Here is a 3,209-nt window from a genome sequence, read left to right on the forward strand (position 1 = left end):
AAAAGAACAATAAACTCATAATATCAATAAATTAGAGTAGGAAAACGTCTAAATCAAACTGAGTTTTCCCATTAAAATTTATATATTGATTTTGCTGAGGCTCAATAAAACATAACGCCGCGTTAAGTAGTGAGCAACGCAACCACTGAACCTAACCATACCACCTTAAGCGCAGAACCCAACGATGAAATGAAAAATGCCAAGCGTTGGGAATCTGTCTTAAACGCTTTGTTATAAACCAGTTTTACTCTGTAACTGACTCAGAAATCTTATCCAGGGACTCATGATACCTTTCTTTTGCGTTTGATAGGGATTCCTTTAGCTCTAACTCATTCAACAAGTGCATGATTTTCTCTAACGACTTAATGACGGCTGCACTATCAGATTTTTTGTATGTGTACCAAATAAAATCAGCAAACTTTTTATCATAAATTTCATTGGTATTAACCAAAGCATTAATTATTGCCTTTTCAAAGTGTATTGCATTTTCTTCTGTCAAAAGGTCACCAACAGCGCCAAGTAGATCTCGCTCCCAGTGAGTTGGAATGAATGGAAGCATCGAGTGCATGCTATCATCTGGTAGCGCCCACTCTTTAGCTAAGAAAGCCAAATCCGATACTGACAAGAAGTCTATATATTTTTTTAAAGCTATATCTCTAACATAGTTATTGCCATCGTAATTGATGGCTTCATATAGGAAACGTTTTTCACTTCTATTTGAAGCTGTTTTGATTTTGTTGATAATCTCACTTTCGTCAAAATCGCTGAGAATTTTGTCTCCATGTAAGCCGTAATATGAATCTACATTTTTTACTTCGAGTAAGTACTTATCAATTTCTTCAAACTTAGATAGTAATTTCTTTTGGTCTCTGGACATACTTCCAATTTTTTGTTCTGAGAACTCTTGAATCTCTTTTTTTTCTTTATAAATCAACATATTTATTTCAGATATCGTGTTCTGAAGATCATTGTTAGCTTGAATAATCGCAAATTCCTTTTTTTGTAATTCCGATGTATAGCTATTAACTGTCATCAATACACTAATACCACCAACCAAGAGACCAATGATAGCCCATGAGACCGAGTGCCCAACTATCTTCTCTATATCAACTTTCATAATTTTCCTATCGAAAAACATGTTCTGGTTTATAACGCCGCGTTAAGGGGCAGCCAACGCTACTATTAAGCTTCCGCATAACACCATAACCACAAAAACCAACGCATATTAAAAATGCCACGCGTTGGCTGTCCCTCTTAAACGCTTTGTTATATGTGAAATTGAAGATCGGACTCAAGAACCACCAAACCAGAATCTATTTCTAGTTTTTGAACTAAACAATATCTCTTGCCTATTATACTAGTACCACTCTCATACACCTCAGCAAGACTAACTTTTTCTCCAAGCTTTAGCTTTGTCAGATCATCATTTGGCTCGCATAAGAACGATAAGTTATTTGCATCGCTTGATATAACCTGCCCTTTAAGCTTTAGTCTATGAGTATCTGTATAAATTTTAATGTGCTGTCCACTTTTTTCAATTTTTAGTATCTCGGAAAGTACTGCTTCATCTCTAATTGGTTCGACTACAGATGAATAGACATACTCGTGTGCATTTAATATTGAATAATAATTTAAATAAAGAATATTCATCAATTCACTATCATTAAATTCTAAAGCTGACCCCGCTTTTATTAAGTCACATGAAACGTAAGCAACTGAAGGAGTTAACGGGAAAAAGAAAAAAGCACTTTCATGAGAATCTGGCGCTAAATGGTCAATATTTGCTTGAGGAATTACCATCTTTAAGTCGGGAACATTCAAGTTTTTTCGGACAACTGGGTTATCTGAAGTCACAAAAGGAAATTTAGTATTATTATAGATAATACAAGCATTAGGGTGAATAATCCCGCCAAGATCAGTAGTTGGAATTTGCCTTTTTACTATATCCTTTAACAATAAAGCATACTGATTGCCACCTGAAAATTTATCGCACCGTTTAGCAACTTTATCCCATGAGTTTTGCATTGAAGTAATAAATTTATCCACTCTAATGCGCTGAAGGATTGTGAAATATGACAGAAATGACAGAACTTCATTGTCAAACTCGCGATTTACAACCTTTTGCAAGTTTGTCCTGTATAACCGCTCCACGCCAGATAGAAAATTCTCAATATAGGGCTCATTGGGATTATCTTCCGGCAGATTGTAATAATAAGACTTTTTGAACGTCTTATGCTTTACTCCTCTCATTTTCCAACCTGAGTCTAGCGCCTTTGAACTAACATAAACACCAGCTTCATGCTTAGGATTATGCTTTTCAATCTCAGATATATCAGCAATAAAGGAGCGTAGATAACACTCTGGGACCAAATGTTGACCTTTTTTTTCTGCCACTACAAGCCTCCAATAGTTGAGAACATATAACGCCCGCTTAAGGGGCTGACAACGCTACTACCAAGTTTCCGCATAATACTGAAACCACCAAAATCAACGCACAGTAAAAATGCCACGCGTTGGAAGTCCCTCTTGAAGCGTTTGTTAGCCGATTTTCAGATCTAGCTTGAAATTACGAATGATTTTTTCATCCAAACAGCTGCGTAAAAACTTATTCATTGATCTCATGTCATTAGAAGAATAGAAGTCAAGCATGAGCGTATTAAACTCTTGTTGACGCTTGGCTTGCACATTAATGATAGGGAAACCATTAGCTAACAAAATACCGTTCATCATGAACCGCCCCGTACGTTTGTTAACATCCCAAAAAAATTGAGCGCGTGCCATTTGTAAAAATGCAGTAATTGCTTGATCGTAAACATCAGATTCGCTATTCACCTGACTCTCAACTTCAAGCCATTTTTCGTCCAACTCATCTGGAGCCGGAGGCTCATACTCTGAACCCGTAATAGAAACGTAACCAGAGCGAAATTTACCCCACTCCAACGCTTCTTCTTTGCCTGCGATATTGTGGATTTTTAAGGCGGTTTCTTTATTAAATTGGAACTCACCTTGATCAACTAAGCCAAAAATAAACTCCCATGCTCTAGCTTGGTTCATTGCCATATTTTGATCACTAATTCGATGACCACCTACGGTGATCCCATCAAGAATGGTTTGCACCTCAGGTAAAGTCATTGCAACACCCTCGAGGTTAACAGCGTCATAAACCAAAGCTGGTACATCTCTTTTGGCAAGTTGTTTAGCCAACGGTA

At 36.9% G+C, this 3,209-nt stretch carries 3 protein-coding genes; all 3 read right to left on the minus strand.

What is annotated here, in order from left to right; genetic code table 11:
• Positions 1 to 244: 244 nt before the first annotated feature.
• Positions 245 to 1,117 (minus strand): hypothetical protein, encoded by an 873-nt coding sequence (locus FKN93_RS17070; protein WP_170905734.1) that lies wholly within the window; start codon positions 1,115 to 1,117, stop codon positions 245 to 247.
• Between the two features lie 149 nt (positions 1,118 to 1,266).
• Entirely contained in the window at positions 1,267 to 2,394 is a 1,128-nt protein-coding gene (locus FKN93_RS17075; protein WP_170905735.1) for a DUF4238 domain-containing protein, read from the minus strand.
• A 144-nt stretch (positions 2,395 to 2,538) separates the two neighbouring features.
• Positions 2,539 to 3,204: a Fic family protein gene (locus FKN93_RS17085; protein ID WP_249374222.1), complete on the minus strand. Its 666-nt coding sequence runs from the start codon at positions 3,202 to 3,204 to the stop codon at positions 2,539 to 2,541.
• Positions 3,205 to 3,209 lie beyond the last annotated feature (5 nt).

It is taken from the genome of Vibrio sp. A8-1, from assembly GCF_013048685.1.
GTDB classification, from domain to species: Bacteria; Pseudomonadota; Gammaproteobacteria; order Enterobacterales; family Vibrionaceae; genus Vibrio; species Vibrio metschnikovii.

What these genes read in the sequence shown, in the direction of transcription:
- FKN93_RS17070 (WP_170905734.1), bottom strand. Translation starts at nt 1,117, where the DNA reads ATGAAAGTTGATATAGAGAAGATAGTTGGGCACTCGGTCTCATGGGCT.